Origin of the sequence: Pigmentiphaga aceris (genome assembly GCF_008119665.1) — a bacterium.
Classification (GTDB): Bacteria; Pseudomonadota; Gammaproteobacteria; order Burkholderiales; family Burkholderiaceae_B; genus Pigmentiphaga; species Pigmentiphaga aceris.
Window position 1 is genome coordinate 4074645 of the sequence record NZ_CP043046.1, and the last position, 20335, is coordinate 4094979.

Below are 20335 nucleotides of genomic sequence, written 5' to 3' on the forward strand. Positions count from 1 at the left end.
GACGAAACCATTGCAAATTTTTGAACGAACTACTATCGTGGTTTGATGTCGTTCGCCAATACCCTGACCCCCGATTCGGTTCTTATGGTCGATGCCATTGCCCGCCACGGCAGTTTTGCCAAGGCGGCGCGCGAACTGGGCAAAGTCCCGTCTGCAATCACCTATTCCGTGCGGCAGCTGGAAGAAAGCCTGGACGTGCTGCTGTTCGACCGCAGTGGTCACCGGGCCCGACTGACGCCTGCAGGCGAAGCGCTTTTGCGGGAAGGCCGCCACTTGGTGAACGCCTTCGACGCCTTGGCCGACCGGGTAAAACGGGTTGCCACTGGCTGGGAAGTGGAACTGCGCATAGCCGTCAATGCACTCTTTCCGATGGAACCCTTGTTCGATCTGGTGGAAGACTTTCAGCGCATCAACCAGCACACCCACCTGATCTTCAGCAGCGAAATCCTGCAAGGCAACTGGGATGCACTGGTATCAGGACGCGTGGACCTGGTGATCGGTGCCCACACCGAAGGCGCGCCCGGCCCAGGTTTTCCGTCACGGGCTCTGGGTGCTTTCAGCATGGCTTTCTGCGCAGCGCCGCATCACCCGCTGGCGCAGTTGCCGCAACCCATCGAACCCAGCGAGATCGCCCGTCACCAAGTGGTGATATTGGCCGACACCACGCGGCGCATGCCCGGACTGAACCGGGGCATGCATGCCAGTCGCAACAGCTTCACGGTGTCCTCCCTGCCTCATAAAGTGACGGCGCTACAGCGCGGCCTGGGCTGTGGATTCCTGCCCTTGAACCTGGCTGCTCCCCACATCGCAGACGGAACGCTGGTGCATTTGCGGCTGAATCGGCCAAGCGCGCCCGAACCACTGCTTTACGCCTGGCGCAGCCCTGCAGATGGCTTGGCGCTGAGCTGGTTCCTGCAGCGCCTGCAATCGCCGCGTCTGCGCGCTGCCTTGCTGTCCCAGGATGTTGCGCTGGACAATCCGGGCGCAGCCATTCCCATCAATAATTAGCCCATGTCGACACCCGCTTCCTACATTGGCCGCTTTGCGCCCAGCCCGACCGGTGCCCTGCATGCAGGCTCACTGGTGGCCGCAATGGCGAGCCTGCTTGACGCACGCGCCAGGCAAGGCACCTGGCTGCTGCGCATCGAAGATCTCGACACCCCACGCGTGGTGCCTGACAGCGACCGCCAGATCATGGCGCAACTGACTGCGCTGGGCATGCACTGGGATGGTGATGTGGTCTATCAATCGACCCGTGACGCGGCCTATCAGGCAGCGTTCGATCAACTGATTGCGGCCGGCCACATCTACGGTTGCGCTTGTACCCGCAAGGAAATTGCCGACTCGCTGATGTCCAGCCGAGGGGCTTTGCCGGTGGGCGAATTGCCCTACCCAGGTACCTGCCGGCACGGCTTGCCTGCCGGACGCAGTGCGCGCGCATGGCGCTTGCGTGTGCCCGATGGCGTGCACTGCTTTAACGACCGCTGGGTGGGTGAACAATGCCAGGACGTGGCGCGCGAGGTGGGCGACTTCGTCTTGCGGCGCGCCGATGGGCTGTGGGCGTATCAGCTTGCGGTGGTGGTGGACGACGCATGGCAAGGCATTACCGACATCGTGCGTGGGGCCGATTTGTTGGGGTCTACCGCGCGCCAGCGAGTGTTGCAGGAATTGCTTGGCCTGCCCTTGCCGCAGATGATGCACGTGCCGGTGGTCACCAATGAACTGGGCCAGAAGCTGTCCAAACAAACGGGGGCCACTGCGCTCGATCTGGACAATCCGCTTCGCACGCTGCAAAACGCCTGGTCTGCGCTGGGGTTTTCCCCGCTGCCGGCGCAAAATCTGCCAGACTTCTGGACCTCGGCGACACGCCAATGGGCGCAGCGCTTTGTGCCTGCGCACGGCCAGTCCGCTCTTTGACCGTGGACAGCGCGCAGCCCAAAGCGCTCGTCAATCACCTGGTAGCCTTTTCTGGCTCCTTCTCTGGAGAGTTCGGTGACGCAAGACATGCACTATTACGAACCTGCGGCCGGTCACGGCCTGGCGCACGACCCGTTCAACTCGATCGTGGGCCCGCGGCCGATCGGCTGGATCGCCACCCGCAGCCCCGAAGGTGTGCTCAATCTTGCGCCCTACAGCTTCTTCAACGCCTTCAGCTACACGCCGGCCCTGATCGGCTTTTCCAGCAACGGCTACAAGGATTCGGTGCGCAACGCCGAAGCCACCGGTGAATTCGTGTGGAATCTGGCCACCCGCCCGCTGGCCGAGAAAATGAACCTGAGCGCGTCGATTGTTCCGCACGAGGTCGACGAATTCGACTTGGCCGGCCTGACCCCGGTGGCCAGCCGCCTGGTGAAGCCGCCTCGTGTCGGCGAATCCCCCGTTGCTTTCGAATGCAAGGTCACGCAGATCGTCCGCCTGAAGAACAAGGACGGCGTGGACAGCGAATCGTGGATGACCTTTGGCGAAGTGGTTGCGGTACACATCGACAAGTCGCTGATCAAGGACGGCGTCTACGACACGGCAGCGGCTCGCCCGATTCTGCGTGGCGGCGGCCCGGAAGCCTATTTCGAGATCACTGAAGATCGCATGTTCCGCATGCGCCGCCCCTGATTCGTCCTGGGCTCTATGCGGGTCTGGACACGGTGCCGGGCCTGCGCGCAGATACAGCTTAAACAGCTGGATACAGGCTGCACGGTCGAGGCGGGGAAGCGGTCCCGTAGAATCGCCCCACCCCACCCTCCCGGCAACCCCATGCTCCACTTCCCCCTGCAACGTTGGTATACGGCCGCGACGCAGCGCAGCCGGATTGCCGATTGGACTGAGGCGGGTCACCTGACCCCAGCGGCAAGACGTGCGCTCGACACGCCTGCCAGCCCGAATACCGACCCGCTTGTAGACCCCTTCGTCGACCCCTGGCCCACCGCCCCCGACTGGCGCGCGGCACTCAATCTGGGCTTGCTGTGGCTGGGTGCCTTGCTGGCCGGCGTTGGCGTCATCATGTTCATCGCGGCCAACTGGGAACGCGCTGGCCCGATGCTGAAGATCGGCGGCATGGAAGTCCTGATGCTGGTCTGCGCCATCGCCGCCGTCTTGCTGCGCGGCCACGAAGCCGCCCGCAATGCCGCCTTGCTGACCGGCGCGCTTGCCACCGGTGGCCTGCTGGCCCTGGTCGGCCAGACCTACCAGACAGGTGCAGACACCGCAGTCTTGTTTGCTTATTGGTCGCTGACCATGCTGCCCTGGGTCCTGGTCGGCACCACACCAGTGCTGTGGCTGCTGTGGGCCACCGTGCTGTCATTTGCCACCTGGCTTGCCGTCACCACGTACGTCATGCCCGCGTACGTGCCCAAAAGCTTCGATGTCTTTATCGCGGTCGCCGCGCTCAACCTTGTGCTGCTGGCTGTGTGGGAATGGGCTGGCACGCGCATCCGCTGGATGAGCCATCGCATCGGTCCGCGTTACCTGGCGGCGATTGCCCTGGCCATGCTGTCATACCGTGCAATTGCCATGGGCAATGATGTGCATGATGTATTCGCCCTGCCTGGCTGGGGTCCCTGGGTGCTGGTGGTGGCGGTGCTGGGCGTGGTCTATTACCGACTGCGGCAAGACCTGATGATGCTGGCCTTGGTCGCGCTCAGTGTGTTGATGGTGGTCAACTGGTCGGGCACCCGCATCATGTTTGAAGAGGACTTTGTGCTGGGCCTGGTGGGCGGTGCCGTGCTGGCCATTGCCCAGGCCGCAGCCTATACCGGTGCCTTGCGCGCCATTGGCAAACGGTGGCGAGCATGATGGGCGATACATCGAAAGCAGCCATGCACGAAAAATCACCTGAAACCGCGATTGAAGCCACGCTTGAGGCAACACGCGAAGCAGCCCATGCGCGTGACCTCGCGCTGTGGCAGCGACTGCATGCGGCCGGATTGGTGAAGTCACCCTCCATGCCCGACCCGCGTTCGGAAACCCCGTGGTTTCTGCGCGCCATCACCGGTGCGGCGGCCTGGTTGGCGGCCTTGCTGCTGACCATTGCCCTCGGTTTCATGATGTTCGATAGCTTCAGCAAGATGCCGGAAACCGGCTTTGCCGCCGTCGGGGCCATGATCGCCCTGAGTGCAGGCGTATGCATGCGGGCAAACCTGGGCACCTTCCTTCTTCAAGGCCTGACGGCCCTGAGCCTGGCAGGACAGTTGATCGTGGCCTGCGGGCTGGTTCTGTTCCACGAGACCTCGACGGAACGCGCGCTTGCCGGCGGCACTGCCGTCTTCGTGCTGGCACTGGTGCTGTACCTGCTGAACCGGGTGAGCTTGCATCGCTTCATCTGCGGCGTTGCGATGGCTTTCTCGCTGTACTTCATGCTTGGCGGCAACCCGGTCAATAGCTTGTTCGACGGCAACGGCATGATGGTCGTCTCGGTCTTGCTGCCGCTGGTACTGAACTGCGTGGCCATCGGCCTGTGGCTGGCATCGCGTCCTGTCGGCGCACATCCAGGGCTGGCACCGCTGACCTGGGCCTTCACCTTGTGCGCCACGGCCATACCCATGATGGGCGTCTACTATGACTTTGAGCTCATGACGCTGACCAGGGGTGTGCTGCTCTTCAGTAGCGCCATGCCTGCACTGTTTGCCGCCTTGCTGATGTGGCCCAAGCGCGCTTTGGTCAGCCGCAAGATGATGGTGGCAGTGCCCGTGGTGCTGCTGGTGCTGTCGCCCTTCTGGCAGGGTATGCCGGGCATCGCGATGGCCGTCATGTGGATGCTGGGTGGCTTTGCGCTGGCTCGCCCGCTGCTGATGGCTTTCGGCCTGGCTTGCCTGCCGGTCTACCTGGTGCGCAACATTTATCTGACGGATCTGACCCTGCTGGACAAGGCCGTGTGGCTTGGCGGCGCGGGGGTCTTCATGCTGTTGCTGTGGGCCATCTGGCAGGCGGCCATCAGCCACCGCACACGGCAGGCTGTCGGTGTGGCGCACGCGAACCCGGAGTCTGCATCATGAAGCGCGCGGCAATCCTGTTGCTGGGTGTGTTGGCCACGCTGGTGGGCGTCAACATGACGGTGTGGTCTTTCGAGAAGCTGCGCACCGATGGCAGCGTGGTCTATCTGGAACTTGCGCCCAAGGACCCACGCTCGCTGATGCAAGGCGACTACATGGCATTGCGCCTGGACATCGCAAGCACGGTGCGTGATGCGCTCACCGAGATGGAATACGTCAAACAAGACGGGGACGACGCCGCTGACCTCAATGCGAAATCAGTAATGCGTAGCAACGCAGACGCCCAACCGGCCACCGGCGTAGTGGCAAGCGCTCCAATGCGTTCGGGTTTCGTGATCGTGCAGCCCGACCAGAAAAACATCGGCCGCTTCGTGCGTGTGCAGGCCGACGTGTCGTCACTGGCCGACAAACAGTTTGCGCTGCCGTTCCGACGCAGCCCGCAAGGGGTTCAGGTCGTGACCTCGGACTTCTTCTTCGCCGAGGGCCGGGCCCATGACTTCGATGCCGCCAGATACGGCGAATTCCGGGTCGATACCAAGGGGCGAGCCGTTTTGACTGGCTTGCTGGACGAGAACATGAAGCCTTTGTAATTGAAGGCCTTGTGGCTGGAAGCCCGTGACTTTTAGCCCGTAACTTCAAGCCCGTAACTTCAAGCCCGTAACTTCAAGCCCGTAACTTCAAGCCCGTAACTTCAAGCCCATAAAAAAACTCGACCGGATACATGATCCGGTCGAGTCCTTATCTAACAGCCTTGCTGTAACGCTTATTGTGGCAGCAATCAGCGTGCGCTCAGATCTTCTTGCCGCCGCCCAGCAGCGCGCCTACCTGGCGACGCGGTGCCGGCCGCGAGTAGGTATTTTCCGGTTCCGGCGTTGCGGTAGAAGCAGACACCGACGGCTCGTACGGCTTCAGGAAGAAGTCATCGATCACCGGCGGACGCGAGTCGTAACGGGAACGCGACGCCGACCCGCTGCTACGCGAATCACGCGGCGAACGCGATGCTGCACGATCAGCACCACGATCGGAGGAACGATCAGAACCACGGTCCGAACCACGCTCGCCACCAGCGGGCGATGCGCTGCGACCCATATCCGACGACGCGCCACGCTCACTGCTGCGCGGTGCACGCGCCGCACGATCCGGGCGCTCGGTACGCGTGCGCACTTCGGTGATCGATGCCGGAATGTCCAGCACCCCACGCGGAATCGTCGTCTTGATCAGCTTTTCCACGTCCAGCAGGAAACGCTCTTCCTCGGCCGTGAACAAGGCAATCGCCTCACCCTTGGCACCCGCACGGCCCGTACGACCGATACGGTGAACGTAATCTTCCGCGTTGTACGGCAGGTCGTAATTGATGACGCAAGGAACGCCCGCCACGTCCAGACCCCGTGCGGCAACGTCGGTTGCCACCAGCACTTCCAGCTCGCCGGCCTTGAACGCTTCCAGTGCCTTCATACGGTCGGCCTGGGTCTTGTCACCGTGGATGGATTCGGCTTTCACGCCGTCCTTTTCCAGCAGACGCGCCAGGCGTGCCGTGCCGATCTTGGTGTTCGAGAACACGATGACCTGCTTCAGGCCGCGCGACTTCACCAGATGCACCACGGCAGCGCGCTTGGATTCGCTGTCCATCTGGTACGCAACCTGGGTCAGCGTATCGGCAATCGCATTGCGCTTGGCGGTCTCGATCTCGACCGGTTCGGTCAAGTAAGTACGTGCCAGCTTGCGAATGTCGTTGCTGAACGTGGCCGAGAACAGCAGGTTCTGACGCTGCTTGGGCAGCAGCCGAATGATGCGTTCCAGGTCGGGCAGGAAGCCCATGTCCAGCATGCGATCGGCCTCGTCCAGCACAAAGGTGCTGACCTGGCTCAGGTTCACGTTCTTCTGTTCGATGTGGTCCAGCAGGCGACCGGGCGTAGCGATCAACACCTCACAGCCGCGACGCACGGCTTCGCGCTGCGGGCCGATGTCTACACCGCCGAACACCACGGCGGCACGCAGCGGCGAGAACTTGCTGTAGCGCTTGACGTTTTCGGCGACCTGGTCGGCCAGCTCGCGGGTCGGCGCCAGGATCAGCGCGCGTACCGGGTGACGTGCGGGCGACGCGCTGGTGTTGGCCGTGGCCATCAGGCGGTGCAGGATCGGCAGCGTGAACGCTGCGGTCTTGCCGGTGCCGGTTTGCGCGGCACCCATGACGTCGCGCCCGTTGATGATCACGGGAATTGCCTGAGACTGGATCGGCGTCGGCTTGGTGTAGCCCGTGGCGGCGATGGCGGTCAGCAGGTTCGGGTGCAGCCCGAACTCTTCGAAGCTGGCGGCGGACTCGGGCGCCGCATCAGTCGCGGCAATATCAGTAGAAGTTGCGAGGTCGGTCATTGATTTCCAGAGGGGACTCGCCGGAATTCGACACGTGGCATCCCGCGATGGCGGATGCTGCCAATGCCCGAACCATCGGTATCCATGAACAGGAATCACCCACACATGAAAGGAAGGTCCAGTCCCATGACGGTCGAGCCCCTTGAAGGTCGAGTCGCCAGAACGGTTCACTTGCTCTGTCCGGCCGGTGCAGGATGGGTCCTGCAACAAGGCAATGTGACAAGCGGCGCGACCTGCGCGCGGGGGAACCGGGATGCAGCATGCAGATGGCTACCGGTGGTCACGGTTCGCACGGCAAGCGCCCTGCGGGGAGTGACTGTTCAGTAGCGATTTTTCTGCGACTGCGCCGAGGACTGCGCCTAGGGATTCCAGACTATCGGGCTGAAGAAAAACGGCTTGAGAATCAAGAGTTTAGCGCATACACGTAAAAATTGCGCAATCTGTAAGCGAAGATCCCGATGGACGTGTGATGCAGGATACGTCTGCGTGGGTGTGCTTCCCCCGGCACGGCTGGGGTTTGTGCAGGTGGCAGCCGTTCTACGGTCAGCGCATGAAAACCCCATCCATACCGGTGAGTAACCTGGCCTGACTAGTGTCTAGGCCGTTGGTCCAGGCCGTTGGAAAAACCGTTTTCAACGGTGCGTGCGGCCCAGCGACCCATGCCGATGTTCGCCCGTCGGCGGGCACCAATCCGTATCCACCGCCGCCGTAAGCGCCTGCAAAGTGTCAACGCCACCGCCCTTGGCAACCGCTTGTCGGCACAGTTCACGCAGGGTTCTGAGCTGGTGTTGCAAAGACACCAGCTCGGTAATGCGGTCGGCAACGTGGCCGATATGTTCGTCCAGCACCGCATCGGCATCGGCCAGATCGCCATCGGGGGCGTCGAACAGCCGTAACAAGCGACGGATTTCGTCCAGCGTCATGTCCAGGGAACGGCAATGGCGGATGAACGCCAAGCGATCGACTTGCGAGGCATCGTAGATCCGGTAATTTCCTTCGCTGCGTGCAGGCTCGGCAAGCAATCCTTCGCGCTCGTAGTAGCGCACGGTTTCGACGGGGCAGCCGGCGCTGCGTGCCAATTCACCGATTTTCATGAGGAAAACTCCTTTGAAACGCTGCTGAGACCGAGGACTATACGCGGCGAAAAAATGAAGTGCAGTAGTGTCAAGAAAAGCTGCGAAAGAATGCCAAAGGGGACGCCAAAGGGTTTGACTCTGTAGTTACTTCAGGGTTTCCAATGGCAGCATGCAAAGCAAAAAACCGCTCCCCGCCGTCTCCGCGCATGACCAACGCCATGCACATGCTGATGCTCGCGTGCACGATCATGACCACGCTCATGATCACGCCCATACTCATGAGCATGTGCGTGAACCTGTGCATGCGTCTGGTCAAGCGTTTGAACGTGCGCCAGACCATTCGCATGCCCGGACGCACGCTCACACGCACGGGCATGACTGCTCCGCTTCGCACGATCATGCGCATCAGCACAACCATGCGCCGGAACCTGTTCGCGACCACAGTCACAGCCACGATCACAGCGCTGCCCACGATCACGCTCACAGTGCGTGCTGCACAGGCTCCGCAACGATTGCGATGCCCACATCTCGTCGGGCGAACCGCAGCAAGAGCCCCAATACCCCCCTGCCGCCCGGCACCACTCGCACCAGTTACCAGATCGAGCAGATGGACTGCCCGACCGAAGAGGCGTTGCTGCGCAAGGTGTTGCTGCCCATGCCCGGCGTGCACGGCCTGGACGTTGATCTGCTTGAACGGCGGCTGCATATCGCGCACACCCTGCCGGACACGCAGCCGCTGATCCAGGCGATTCGCGGCACCGGCATGGTGCCCGTTCCCTTTGGTGACACGGCAACTGTCGAAGACAAACCGCCCGCCACCGGGCTGGCTGCCCGCATCGGGCCGCATGCCCGCATGGCGGTGGCCGGGGTGCTGGCTGCCGGTGCCGAAGGGCTGGCGCTCTATTCTGGCCAGGACACCTCGCTGCCCGTGGTGGCACTTGCGCTATCCGCCATTGCGTTGGGCGGTCGACAGACGCTGTTCAAAGGGTGGATCGCGCTGCGCCACCTGACGCTGAACATTCACCTGTTGATGGCCTTGGCGGTGATCGGTGCTGCCCTGATCGGCCGCTGGCCTGAAGCGGCAATGGTGATCTGGTTGTTTGGCCTGGCCGAACTGATCGAGGCTCGCAGCCTGGACCGCGCCCGCGATGCCATCCGGGCATTGACGGCGCTTGCGCCGGATACTGCCCAGGTCGAACAAGCCAATGGCGACTGGGTGGCGGTGCCTGCCGCGCAAGTCAAAACCGGCGACCGGGTGCGTGCCCGTGCTGGTGAACGCATTGCGTTGGATGGCACCGTCGAAACCGGTCATTCGGCCGTCGATCAGTCCCCCATCACCGGTGAAAGCCTGCCCGTCGACAAGTCACCGGGCGATACCGTGTTCGCCGGCACTGTCAATACCCACGGCACGCTGGATTACCGGGTAACCGCGCTTGCCAGCGACAGCACCCTGGCGCGCATTGCGCGCGCCGTGCAGGAAGGCCAGGCGCAACGCGCGCCCACACAGCGTTTTGTGGACGTGTTTTCGCGCTATTACACCCCTGCAGTGATTGCGGCGGCGGTGTTGTTTGCGCTGCTGGCCCCGCCCCTTGCTGGCATGGCATGGCGCGAGGCGCTTTATCAAGCCCTGGTCTTGCTGGTCGTGGCCTGCCCCTGCGCGCTGGTGATTTCGACACCGGTCACCGTGGTCAGTGGCCTGGCGGCGGCCGCCCGCATGGGGGTGCTGGTGAAAGGCGGGCTTTATCTGGAACAAGGCCGCAAGCTGCGTCGGCTGGCTTTCGACAAGACTGGTACGTTGACCCACGGACGTCCGGCCTTGCGGGACATCGTTCCCTTGAACGGCCAGACACCCGACGCAATGCTGCGCCTGGCCGCAAGCTTGAACGCCTTGTCGACCCACCCGCTGGCTCACGCGATCGTGCAGGCGTATGCGGATCGGAACAATCAAGATTCGGTGGAAATTGCGGCAGATGGTTTGCCGCAGACAGCCAAGGTTTCCCGCGCCCCGGCTGCGAACGATGGTGTTTCGAACGTTGATAGCCCGAACGGTTATGGCGCAAAACCTCACGCCACAAACACCGCTACAGATTCCACGGCCCCCTTGCCTGTGGACAATTTCATCGCCGTCCCCGGTCAGGGCGTGCGCGGTCGCATCGATGGCCAGGACTACGCCCTGGGTAATGCCCGACTGATCGGCAGCTTGCTGGACGAACCGACCCGCGCGCGCATGAAAGTCATCGAACAGGCGGGGCAGACGGCCATCGTGCTGGCTGACGACAACAAGCCGCTGGCAATCTTTGCCGTTGCCGACACCGTGCGCCCCGACGCAATTCGCGCCATTGCAGATCTGCGTGCACTGGGTATCGAGGTGTCCATGCTGAGCGGCGACAGCCCGACAGTGGCAGCGGCGGTGGCGCGCGAACTCGGCGTATCCGATGCACGCGGTGGTCTGTTGCCACAAGACAAGCTGGACGCCATTGCCGGCTGGACCGCGCAGGGCAAGGTGGGCATGGTTGGGGATGGCGTGAACGATGCGCCCGCGCTGGCGCGTGCCGACATCGGCTTTGCAATGGGCGCAGCAGGCAGCGCTGCCGCCTTGGAAACCGCCGATGTGGCCTTGCTGGGCGACGAGCTGGAGAAATTGCCGCGCTTCATCGAACTGTCGCGTCGGACTTCCCGCATTCTGGTGCAGAACATTACGTTTGCGCTGGGCACCAAGGCACTGGTGTTTGGCCTGGCGCTGGCTGGGCATGGCAGCCTGTGGCTGGCGGTGTTCGCCGACACAGGAGCCAGCTTGCTGGTGGTGCTGAACGGCCTGCGCCTGCGTGGGGTGCGCAAGTCGGCAACGCCGTCCTAGCCACCCCAGCAAGCAGAACCTTGCATCAAGCCTGACGGCGGCGGAACACCAGGCGATCTTCTTCCGACACATCGGCGTCGAAGGCATAACCCTCGGCGTCGAAGTTCTTCAACGCTGCCGTGCCACGCGCTTTGTGGGTCACAACATAGCGCGCCATCAGGCCACGTGCGCGCTTGGCGTGGAAACTGATGACCTTGTATTTATCGGTCTTCCAGTCTTCGAACACACACTGCACCACACGTGCATCAAGCACCTTGCGATCGACCGACTTGAAGTATTCCTCGGACGCCAGATTGAGAATCACCCGGCCACCACCCGCATCGCTCAGGCGCTGGTTCAGATAATCGGCAATGGTGCGGTTCCAGAAGGCGTACAGCGTCTTGCCCTGATCGGTTGCCAGCCGTGTTCCCATTTCCAGGCGATACGGACGCATCAAATCCAGCGGGCGCAGCGCGCCATACAGACCGCTCAAAATCACCATATGATCCTGCGCCCAATCCAGTTGCGCGGACGTCAGGCTTGGCGCATCCAGCCCTTCGTACACATCGCCATTGAACGCCAGCACCGCGGGCTTGGCCGTGTCCGCCGAGAACTCGGGTTTCCAGTCGGCATAACGCGTGGCGTTCAGTTCCGACAAGGCCTCGCTCAAGTCCATCAATTCAGCAATATCGGCCGGCGTTTTCTTCTTCAACACCTTGATCAGCGCGGCGGCCTGGTCTACAAACAGCGGCTGAGTGTGTTTGGCGATGTGGGCAGGCGTGTCGTAATCCAGTTTCTTGGCGGGCGAGAGCAGGAGCAGCATGGCAAAATCGGGAAGCGGATGAGCCGCTACTGTAGACCACGCCGCCCTCCCGAGCCATGCCGCCTTCATTTTCTCCGCCCTCTTCCGTTTCCACTGCTGTGCCCCCCATCGCGCCTTCGTCCGCATGCCCTTGCGGCAATGCGCTGAGCTACGCCAAGTGCTGCGGTCGCTGGCATGCAGGAACACAACACCTTCAGGCCCCTGACGCCCAGGCCTTGATGCGCTCGCGTTACAGCGCATTTGTGCTGGACCTGAGCGATTACCTGCTTGCCACCTGGCACCCCGACACCCGGCCGGCACAGCTGGAACCGAACGAGCCAGGCCTGAAGTGGCTGGGCCTGTCCATCAAACGCCATGCCGTGCAAGACGCCGACCATGCCACGGTCGAGTTTGTTGCCCGCAGCCGTTTTCATGGACAAGCCAACCGGCTGCACGAATGCAGCCGCTTTGTTCGCATCGATGGACGCTGGTTCTATCTGGATGGCAGCTTCCCCGAGAAGTAAGCACTTCCCGTTCGCGGTGAGCTTGATACGGCTACATCAGCCAGATGACACTGCGCATGCAAGGATTGCAAACGATATTCTTGATGTTGATGTGCGAGACCACTGGGCTACCGGCCCAGGCAAACGTGTCATAAGCCGTTCGTCGGGACACGCTCGGGTCGCGCAAGCGAAACACCCGCGCTAGCGCTGGAGATTGAATCGAACCGTCTGGCGCACGCAATCGCCAGATGGCTGGTGACACAGATCAGGCATAAGGGTTGCTGTGGTAAGTGTGCCCACGATGCGTTTTTCGACGAGTCATTTGCTGCAGGCACCAGCCGCATGCAATGCCGTCCAGACTTGGAGCACTCAGATGACCCAGCAGAAAAAGCCGCAGGATCAAGATCCGCAGCAAACTTCGATGCAGAAACCCCAGTCGAACAAACAGCAACAGCAGCAAGATACGCAGCGTCATCAATCCGGCGCTGGACAGCATGACCAGCAAAATCAGGCCGGCCGTCATGAGCAAAGCAAGCAAGGCGGTCAGCAGCAGCAAGACAGCATGCAGCGCAAGCAGCAAGGCAGTGCAACCGAGAAATCGGGCAACTTCGCTGGCACACAGACCGGCAAGTCGGATCGCGGCTCGCAACAACGCTGATGCCTTGATTGACAACTTTCCAACGATGGTCTGAGGTAGATCTGGTTTGCTGATTTTGGCTGATGGCCCTGCTATGTTGAACTTAGTCCACTGACCTCAGCCCAATAAGCCAGACCACCAAAACCCTGACGGGGGCAATTGCCCCCGTTTTTTATTGTCCGCGCAGTACTGCGCATCGCATATGAAAAGGACTGGATGCGCTCGTTCGTTGCCTTGATCGCCACCTTGGTCATCGTCATTCTGGTGGGCGTTGCCACGTGGCCCTGGCTAGGCCCGAAGCTGGACTACATAAAATTTGCCATCCAGTTATCCAGCAGCGCCGCACCAGACTCGGTCGCCGTTCCTGTGGCCGGCGTCATGCGCCGCAATCTGGTGGATACCTGGGGCGGTGCGCGCAGCGGCGGTCGTCGCCATGAAGGCATCGACATTTTTGCGTCCCGAGGCACGGCAGTGATCGCCGCCACGGACGGACTGGTGGCGCGGATAGGTGAAAATCGATTGGGCGGGCGCACAGTCTGGGTATACGGTCCGGGTCGCCAACGTCATTACTACGCGCATCTTGACCGCTACGCTGAAGACCTGTCGGCGGGCGATCGCGTGGCAGTCGGAGATGTGTTGGGCTACGTGGGCGACAGCGGCAATGCACGAGGTACCCCACCCCATCTGCACTACGGCATCTACACCATGAGTGGGGCGATCAACCCCTATCCATTGCTCAAGGCGCTGCCGCCAACGGCCCCGGCAACCCCGACAAGCCGCCAACCAGCGTCGTCTCTCCCAGCATCCGCAGATAGTCGCTGAATCCGCCCGGTGCTCGTGCACGACGCCGGGCACTGGTGTACACACGTGGTGCCACGCTCCAGGCCACCCGTGCGCCCACGGCAAGTGACGCATCCACCAAGGCCACATCTTCGCCGCTGACCAGCGGCGGAAAGCCCCCAGCCGCCCGATAGGTATCCACGGCAATGCCCAGGTTGGCACCGTGTATGTGGTGATGACCGTCTGCGTGCACGTAGCGCGACAGATAACGCTCGCGGACCGCATCGGAATGTTCCGACCAGTCTTGCACCTCCACGCAGCCACACACCAGGTCGGCTTCCAGAGACAGCTGCATGACCAGCCAATCCGGTGCAACCAGCGAATCGGCATCGGTGAAGGCCAGCCAGCGTGCGCCGCGCGCCACCATCAACTCGGCCCCCAGCGCACGCGCGCGCCCGACGTTGCGCAGATCGGCTGACAGGACAGTGATGCCACAGGTGGCGGCAATGGAGGCGGAATCGTCGGTACAGGTGTCCAGCACGGCAACGATATCCACCTGTTCGCCTGCAAGCGCAGGCGCAATCGCCGCATGCCGCAAGGCGAACAGGCAGTCGGCAAGGGTGGCACTTTCATTGTGTACGGGTACCACGATGCCAATCATGCCAAGCCCTCCAACTGGGCGACCGAGCGCTTCCCCCGCACCCAGGCGTGCAGCAGGAAATCCGGCTCGGTATGGGTAGCCACCAGATTCAAGCCTGGTACGCCGCCCAGCATGCGATGCACGGTGGCGGCATCGGTGAAGGCATCCGCTATGGGGCGTGCCCAATGACAAGCGACCAGCGTGCCATCACGGCCAAGCGCCTTGTCCAGATGTGCCACCAAGGCGGTCAGCGATGCTTCTCTCAGGTAGTAGCCAAATTCACTGATCAGAATCAGGTCGAATGTCTCGTCGGGCCAACTGGCCGGGACACAGCGTTCTTCAACCGTGACATGCGGGAAAGCCTGCACACGACTTTGTGCAAGCGGCACGGCGCTGCGGCTGAAGTCGCACGCCAGCAAGCGATCGCAGCGTGGTGCCAAGGCTGCCGTCAGTTCACCGTTTGCACAGCCTGGCTCGAAGGCGTTGGCGTAGCGTTTGCGCGGCAACACCGCCAAGGTCAACGCACGCTTGCGTTCCTCGTACCAGCTGGTGCGGTAGGCCCACGGGTCTTCGTCTGCGACGAACATGCCGTTGAAATAGGCGGGATCGATGTCGGTGTTCATAGGCAATACACCTTCGGTGTTCATAGGAAGTACACCTCGAAGGGACGCAGCATTCGGGTCAGCGCCCAGTCCGGCAAGATCGGACCACGCCCGGTCGATGCGTCAGGGGTGATCTGACTGGTGAACGCTTGCAAGGCGTGCGCTTTGGCAGCGACATCCGCAGCGTTCAGTTCCAAACGCCTCGCAGTGGCCCAGGGCATGCGGGCGTCTTCGGGAAGCGCCCAATGCCATGCCCAGATCGGTACCTGTATCAATGCCGCACCACACTGCGCGGCAGCACGCCCGGCGCTGCGCCCCACGACTTCATGGTCGGGATGACCATCCTGATCCCAGGTGGCGAACACTACATCGCCCGGAGCAAGCTGGGCAAGCAAAGCTGCTGTCAACGCGTCTTCCTGGCCCCGCAGCCCGCCATCGGGCAGGCCCAGTCGAAGGACCTCGACGGGTGAACCGGAACAGTCAACACGCAGGCGTCGCAGCGCTTCCTGCGTCTCGTCACGACGCGTGGCGGTCAGGCGTGCCACCGGCCAGTCGGATGACTCGGGATGACTGCCTCCGCCGTCGGTGACTGCAATCAGCAGGCACGGATTACCCGCAGCCATGAGCTTGCGCAGCAGTCCGCCAGTGCCCAGTATTTCGTCGTCAGGATGCGGTGCCACGATCACCGCACGTGCGCCGGGTGGCACCAAGGCTTCCAGAGGAGCGGCGGCAATCCCACTTAAAGACTGCGATGCCGCCCAATCGGCGTCAGAGGTGCCCTCACCCACGATGCGTCGGGACATTCCATTGTTGGCAGGGTTTACAACATCCACGGCGAAGCTTCCTCTTTTGACACGGCGTCACCCAGTGACGCCAGATCGCGTTCAGCGTGACTCTGCCTTAAGAAGACCGGCAGATCGGCCATAAGCCGGGCGAAATGAAGATCGGTACAGAATGGCGTGGCACCCAGCGCACGGCCCACGTGCGTGATCACGCTGTTGCACGCGGCTTCCACCTGCAGCCGTGCCTGCATGACAGCCATGCGACAAGGCTGACGTGGATCGGCATCGATCTGCGTTGCCAAGGCCTTCAAGGTATTGGCCGCGCCGGCCAGCGAAACGTGTACCTCGCCCAGATGCGCAAGCCTGTGGGGATCGGCACCGGGTTTTATCTGTTGACGCAAGCAATCGCCAAGCCATTGCGCACCGCCCAACCAGCATGCAGCCACCCCTGCCCCGCCATGCCAGAAACCCGGACGGCCGGTGTAATCCCCGGGTGCGCCCACCGCATGACCCAGCGCCCGGTGGAATGTCAGGCGTCTGCTGTCGGTAGATGCCATGCCGACTGCGTGCCAGTCTTGCGCGTGCTGATCGATATTGCCCTGATCGAGTTCGACTGCAACCAGCTGCTGTCTGCCCTGCTTGTCCCACGCGGTGAGCAACGCATGTGTCACCATCGCTGCGCCTGAACACCATGCCTTGGTGCCATCGAGCAAGACCAGGTCGCCGTCTACCTTGGTGACTTTCAGCCGGGCATCGGGCGGTTCCGCGGCCCAGGTCGCCCACACACTGCCAGCCGAAGGCTTTGGTGCGCCCAGCTCGACCATGATCGCCAACGCGTCGGTATGCCCTTCGAACAACTTGGCCAGGGCCTGGCTCTGCGCCCCTACCGCGGCAAGCATCTGCCAACGCATCAAGGTCTGCCCATGACCGGGCAGCGGCAAGCTATCCGCGCCACAAGCAATCAGATGGAACAAGGCATCTGCCGGTGTCAGCGACACAACAGCGGTCAACGCAGCTTGCTGAGTGGAGTAAGGGGGCAATCGAATGTCCAGAAAAGATGGGCGCTGCATTGACCGGCGCGATCAGAGGAAAACCGTGCATTGCCGGTCAAAGCATTACCTGAATGCCAAAAAGCCCAGCGACTGATCGCATGACAACAGCAGGAGAAAAAAGCAGTACGAAAACGGCTGAACGCGGTTGAAAAAGATTTGAAAAAAATCCATTTCGCAAAATTTTCAGCACATGTTCCAAAAGGGGTAACTCATGCTCATCCGTGACGCTGGACCATTGACTTAATCAATGGCAAACAGTTAAGCAATTGGCATTCCCGACATTCGCCGACACTCAGGCCCGTTTCCTGCTCATGTCCCGATGTGAGGCGGTGCAAGGCTTTGCCCGCCCCCAGCTTTTTTTAACTTACCCATATCCCAAGGAAAACAATCATGGCCAAACAAGTCAGCGGTATCCTCAACGATCTGGTTGAAGTTTCAAAGAACGGCGAAAAGGGTTTTCAAGCGGCAGCCGAAGACGCAAAGAATCCTGAACTGAAGGCCCTGCTGTCGCGCCGCGCGCAAGATTGCGCATCGGGTGCCGCAGAGCTGCAGCAAATTGTTCTGCGTTTGGGTGACACGCCTGAAGACAGCGGCACCATCGCCGGCGCAGTGCATCGCGGCTGGACCAACCTGAAGGCTGCGGTTGCAGGCCGGACCGACCTGGCAATCCTGGAAGAAGTGGAACGTGGCGAAGACGTGGCCAAGGCCGCCTACGCCGACGCCCTGAAGGAAGCCCTGCCGGCTGACATTCAGGCTGTGGTGCAGCGCCAGTACGAAGGCGTGGTTCGCAACCACGACCAGATTCGCGACCTGCGTAACCGCCTGCGCGCAACCTCGTAATGGTGTGTTGACCGCAGGCTGACTGGCCGGGTGCCTCAGCACAGGCACGTGCCAGCAACCTGTACAGCGATGATCATCAACGTGATGATCATCAGCTGATTGCACGACAGACAAACCCCGATCTGCCCCCCAGCAGTCGGGGTTTGTTTTCGTTTGGGGCAATGCTGACGCCCCGCCTTACAAATATCTGAAAACAGAGCGCGCAGTTTTAAACCGCGCAAATAACCAAATTTATATTTGTTTTAGGTTTATTCATTAAACCCATTAATCCCCATGGGTTTAACTTTGTTTTCCGTGAGGCTCATTACGTAATCGAAATGCTCGGTTAGGATGAGCTGCCTCCATAACTCGTGGCAATCCCAACGCTGATCTTGGCGCGATTCGAAACGCCTGTATTCAAAATGCAGGTGCCCCGGCATGGAGAAGCGTCTGCACCCACCTGCAGCCAAAGCCACTGTTCGTATTAGCTCGTAAACCCATTGAGGATTTTACTATGGCGACCAGCACTGAATATCTGACTCAGGTCAGCAATCTTTATGTCGCGCTGTTTAACCGGGCACCCGACACCGAAGGCATGAAATTCTGGTCAGAGGCACTGTCTAACGGCGCAAGCCTGCCGACAGTGACCAAAGGCTTTTTGGCTGCCCCGGAAGGCCAGGGTATTTACGCCCCCGGCCAGACCAGCGCCCAGTTTGTCACGACGTTCTACCAGACCGTTTTCGGACGAGCCCCCGACGCAGGTGGTTTGGCATTCTGGATGGAAGCGTTGCAAAACGCCGGCGGTGTCGAATCGTCCGATGCCCGCGCGTCTCTGGTTAATAGCATCGTGAATCTGGTCAGCATGCCGCTGAACACGAAACCCGAAGGCCTGAGCGACGCGGACTATGCCACCACGGTTAATGACCGGGCACTGTTTGGCAATAAGGTTGCATACGCCACCTTCGTCGGTACGTACGACGATTCGATTGTTGCCCCGGGCAGCAGCCAGACATCGCTCTCCAAGATCACGGCGGATCCGGCCAGCGTAGCGGCGGCCGAGGCCAGCTTCGGTCAGCCGACCAATCCGGGCGGTGGCGGAGGTGGTGGCGGCGGAGGCGGAGGTGGAGGCGGAAACCCTGACCCGGTCGACGCCACGCCCATCGTCGGCACCACTGGCGATGACACGCTGACGGTTGTCAATGCAGCTTCGTTCACCAAGACCGGCTTCTCGGTCGACGGTCTCGATGGCATTGACACCCTGATCGTGCAAAAGGCCACGGGTGTCCTCGATGCCACCGACAAAATCGCCAACATCGAAATGCTGAAGGTCAGCGCCACCGGTGCCACCACCGTTGACGCCACGCACTTCGCTGGTGTGGGCAGCTTCGGCTCGATGGACTCCACCGCGTCGCTGGCCGTCACCCATCTGGCGGAAGGCCAAGGCACCACGGTGTCGGGTGCCAATGTCGACAGCAGCTTCGGCTTTGACGACGCGGCGACCGCAGCAACACTGACGCTTGCTGATGCACAGGGCGGTGCCGTGCATGTAACTGGCACGGGACTTACCTCGCTGGCCGTGACGGCAGGCGGTGCGGAAGGCGGTGCAGGCAACAGCCTCGTGCAGCTGGATGTGGCAGGCAGTGCCATCACCGCAATCAGCATCGACGCCACCAGCGCGCTCAACGTGGACAGCATTACCGGGGTCACGGACGGCACGCTGACAGTCACCGGCACGGCTCAGGTCGGCATCACGGCCGTCACTGGCATCACCTCGGTTGATGCCAGCGCCAACACCGGCGGCATCGCGATCTACGATATGGCAAACGCCAAATCGTTCATCGGCACCGACGCTGCCGACATCCTGGGCGTAAGCGGCACGCTGGCAGCTGACGCCACCATCAACCTGGGTGGCGGTGACGACCAGCTGGCGTTTGCGGTGGGCACTGCGTTCGATGCAAGCGGTCTGAAGGTCACTACCGGGGACGGCGCTGACACGATCGACGTCAGTGCGCTGACCCTGGCGGCTGAATCGGAAGAAAGCATGGCCGCGAGCACCGTGACCATCACGGACTTCGGTGCCGGTGACAAGATCGTGTTCAGCGCAGCGGAATCCTCTGCCGAAGGCGCGATCAAGGTGTATGACCTGAGCGCAAGTGATGCGCTGTACCTGGCAGCAGGTACCGCCATCGCGAACGCGGAGGCTGATCCGGCACCTGCCACCATTGCAGCCTTCCAGTATGGTGGCGACACCTACATCGTGGCAGACACGGCAAACGACGGCGCATACGGGATTGGCGACATCCTGGTGAAGCTGACGGGTACGCCGGATATGACCCAGGTCAGTCTGGTTGGCAACGCCGTGGCCTTCTCCGCGCCGCAAGAACCGGTGGTGGTATAGCCCGCGCAGGCTGAGCGCATGAAGCAGTGCACGTAGGCGGTGCACGGAAA

20 protein-coding genes are annotated in these 20335 nt (G+C 61.7%); 11 read left to right on the forward strand and 9 right to left on the reverse strand.

What is annotated here, in order from left to right:
* Positions 1 to 45 precede the first annotated feature (45 nt).
* The 6 genes from FXN63_RS17630 to FXN63_RS17655 all read left to right on the forward strand — a co-directional run bounded on the left by FXN63_RS17630 (position 46) and on the right by FXN63_RS17655 (position 5575).
* Positions 46 to 1008, forward strand: a complete 963-nt coding sequence (locus FXN63_RS17630) for a LysR family transcriptional regulator (protein WP_148816502.1) — start codon at positions 46 to 48, stop codon at positions 1006 to 1008.
* Between the two features lie 3 nt (positions 1009 to 1011).
* Entirely contained in the window at positions 1012 to 1917 is a 906-nt protein-coding gene (gluQRS, locus tag FXN63_RS17635; RefSeq protein ID WP_148816503.1) for a tRNA glutamyl-Q(34) synthetase GluQRS, read from the forward strand.
* A 75-nt stretch (positions 1918 to 1992) separates the two neighbouring features.
* Entirely contained in the window at positions 1993 to 2610 is a 618-nt protein-coding gene (locus tag FXN63_RS17640) for a flavin reductase family protein (RefSeq protein ID WP_148816504.1), read from the forward strand.
* Between the two features lie 141 nt (positions 2611 to 2751).
* Entirely contained in the window at positions 2752 to 3789 is a 1038-nt protein-coding gene (locus FXN63_RS17645) for a DUF2157 domain-containing protein (RefSeq protein ID WP_187394935.1), read from the forward strand.
* Between the two features lie 23 nt (positions 3790 to 3812).
* The gene (locus tag FXN63_RS17650) at positions 3813 to 4988 is read left to right on the forward strand and encodes a DUF4401 domain-containing protein (protein WP_187394936.1); all 1176 of its coding nucleotides are present in this window, start codon (positions 3813 to 3815) and stop codon (positions 4986 to 4988) included.
* The gene (locus tag FXN63_RS17655; RefSeq protein WP_148816507.1) at positions 4985 to 5575 is read left to right on the forward strand and encodes a GDYXXLXY domain-containing protein; all 591 of its coding nucleotides are present in this window, start codon (positions 4985 to 4987) and stop codon (positions 5573 to 5575) included. The genes FXN63_RS17650 and FXN63_RS17655 overlap by 4 nt, the downstream gene beginning before the upstream one ends.
* Positions 5576 to 5774: 199 nt before the next feature.
* On the opposite strand, the gene FXN63_RS17660 is transcribed toward FXN63_RS17655, so the two are convergent.
* The 3 genes from FXN63_RS17660 to FXN63_RS26740 all read right to left on the reverse strand — a co-directional run bounded on the left by FXN63_RS17660 (position 5775) and on the right by FXN63_RS26740 (position 8918).
* The gene (locus FXN63_RS17660; RefSeq protein WP_148816508.1) at positions 5775 to 7358 is read right to left on the reverse strand and encodes a DEAD/DEAH box helicase; all 1584 of its coding nucleotides are present in this window, start codon (positions 7356 to 7358) and stop codon (positions 5775 to 5777) included.
* A gap of 632 nt (positions 7359 to 7990) precedes the next feature.
* Positions 7991 to 8452: a Cd(II)/Pb(II)-responsive transcriptional regulator gene (gene cadR, locus FXN63_RS17665; RefSeq protein WP_148816509.1), complete on the reverse strand. Its 462-nt coding sequence runs from the start codon at positions 8450 to 8452 to the stop codon at positions 7991 to 7993.
* 70 nt (positions 8453 to 8522) lie between these two features.
* Positions 8523 to 8918 (reverse strand): hypothetical protein, encoded by a 396-nt coding sequence (locus tag FXN63_RS26740; RefSeq protein WP_187394937.1) that lies wholly within the window; start codon positions 8916 to 8918, stop codon positions 8523 to 8525.
* 33 nt (positions 8919 to 8951) lie between these two features.
* Between FXN63_RS26740 and FXN63_RS17670 the strand changes: the two genes are divergently transcribed.
* Positions 8952 to 11291, forward strand: coding sequence for a heavy metal translocating P-type ATPase (locus FXN63_RS17670; protein ID WP_187394938.1), 2340 nt, complete (start codon positions 8952 to 8954; stop codon positions 11289 to 11291).
* A 25-nt stretch (positions 11292 to 11316) separates the two neighbouring features.
* Here FXN63_RS17670 and yaaA read toward each other — a convergent pair whose 3' ends face one another.
* The gene (gene yaaA, locus FXN63_RS17675) at positions 11317 to 12093 is read right to left on the reverse strand and encodes a peroxide stress protein YaaA (RefSeq protein ID WP_148816511.1); all 777 of its coding nucleotides are present in this window, start codon (positions 12091 to 12093) and stop codon (positions 11317 to 11319) included.
* A gap of 56 nt (positions 12094 to 12149) precedes the next feature.
* Here yaaA and FXN63_RS17680 point away from each other — a divergent pair, with 56 nt between their 5' ends.
* Entirely contained in the window at positions 12150 to 12596 is a 447-nt protein-coding gene (locus tag FXN63_RS17680) for a YchJ family protein (RefSeq protein ID WP_148816512.1), read from the forward strand.
* 244 nt (positions 12597 to 12840) lie between these two features.
* Here the strand turns inward: FXN63_RS17680 and FXN63_RS17685 are convergent, their stop codons facing one another.
* On the reverse strand, positions 12841 to 13131 hold the full coding sequence (locus FXN63_RS17685; RefSeq protein WP_148816513.1) for a hypothetical protein: 291 nt from the start codon (positions 13129 to 13131) through the stop codon (positions 12841 to 12843).
* Between the two features lie 297 nt (positions 13132 to 13428).
* Here FXN63_RS17685 and FXN63_RS17690 point away from each other — a divergent pair, with 297 nt between their 5' ends.
* Complete coding sequence (locus FXN63_RS17690) at positions 13429 to 14034, forward strand: M23 family metallopeptidase (RefSeq protein WP_148816514.1); 606 nt, start codon at positions 13429 to 13431, stop codon at positions 14032 to 14034.
* Here FXN63_RS17690 and FXN63_RS17695 read toward each other — a convergent pair.
* Genes FXN63_RS17695 through FXN63_RS17710 form a run of 4 tightly spaced genes read right to left on the reverse strand, consistent with a single transcriptional unit; the run spans position 13949 to position 17056 of the window.
* Positions 13949 to 14653, reverse strand: coding sequence for a glycosyltransferase family 2 protein (locus tag FXN63_RS17695; RefSeq protein ID WP_148816515.1), 705 nt, complete (start codon positions 14651 to 14653; stop codon positions 13949 to 13951). The genes FXN63_RS17690 and FXN63_RS17695 overlap by 86 nt on opposite strands.
* Positions 14650 to 15279: an SAM-dependent methyltransferase gene (locus FXN63_RS17700; RefSeq protein ID WP_246164875.1), complete on the reverse strand. Its 630-nt coding sequence runs from the start codon at positions 15277 to 15279 to the stop codon at positions 14650 to 14652. Before FXN63_RS17700 ends, FXN63_RS17695 begins: the two co-directional genes overlap by 4 nt.
* A complete protein-coding gene (locus FXN63_RS17705) occupies positions 15276 to 16037 on the reverse strand; it encodes a PIG-L deacetylase family protein (protein WP_148816516.1) in 762 nt (253 codons plus the stop codon). Before FXN63_RS17705 ends, FXN63_RS17700 begins: the two co-directional genes overlap by 4 nt.
* Positions 16038 to 16054: 17 nt before the next feature.
* Positions 16055 to 17056 carry an acyl-CoA dehydrogenase gene (locus FXN63_RS17710; protein ID WP_148816517.1) on the reverse strand — a complete coding sequence of 334 codons (1002 nt, stop codon included), beginning with the start codon at positions 17054 to 17056 and terminating at the stop codon, positions 16055 to 16057.
* Between the two features lie 402 nt (positions 17057 to 17458).
* Here FXN63_RS17710 and FXN63_RS17715 point away from each other — a divergent pair, with 402 nt between their 5' ends.
* Together FXN63_RS17715 and FXN63_RS17720 are read left to right on the forward strand one after the other, a co-directional pair.
* Positions 17459 to 17908: a PA2169 family four-helix-bundle protein gene (locus FXN63_RS17715; RefSeq protein ID WP_148816518.1), complete on the forward strand. Its 450-nt coding sequence runs from the start codon at positions 17459 to 17461 to the stop codon at positions 17906 to 17908.
* 493 nt (positions 17909 to 18401) lie between these two features.
* A complete protein-coding gene (locus FXN63_RS17720) occupies positions 18402 to 20285 on the forward strand; it encodes a DUF4214 domain-containing protein (RefSeq protein WP_148816519.1) in 1884 nt (627 codons plus the stop codon).
* Positions 20286 to 20335 lie beyond the last annotated feature (50 nt).